The sequence below is a fragment of the Pseudomonas sp. IT-P253 genome (assembly GCF_949768125.1).
Lineage (GTDB): Bacteria > Pseudomonadota > Gammaproteobacteria > Pseudomonadales > Pseudomonadaceae > Aquipseudomonas.
In genome coordinates, this window is the sequence record NZ_CATKPT010000074.1 from 1 (window position 1) to 316 (window position 316).

The window sequence follows — 316 nt, forward strand, 5'->3', positions numbered from 1 at the left end:
CCACGCCGCCGGTGTCGGCGAGCCGATCAGCGATGCGCTGGTGCGGCTGGTCATGGTGCTCAAGGTCAACAGCCTGAGCCGTGGTTTTTCCGGTATTCGCCGCGTAGTGATCGACGCACTGATCGCGCTGATCAACGCCGAGGTTTACCCGCACATTCCATTAAAAGGTTCGGTCGGTGCTTCCGGTGACCTGGCGCCATTGGCCCACATGTCGCTGGTGCTGCTGGGCGAAGGCAAGGCTCGCTACAAAGGCGAATGGATGGAAGCGACCGAGGCACTGAAAGTCGCCGGTCTGAAGCCCCTGACGCTGGCCGCA

Annotated in this window: 1 protein-coding gene; it reads left to right on the forward strand. The window is 62.3% G+C overall.

The features are described 5' to 3' along the window. Positions 1 to 316: aromatic amino acid lyase (locus ACM6IR_RS25115; protein ID WP_414910181.1), on the forward strand; the 316-nt coding region annotated here is incomplete at both ends.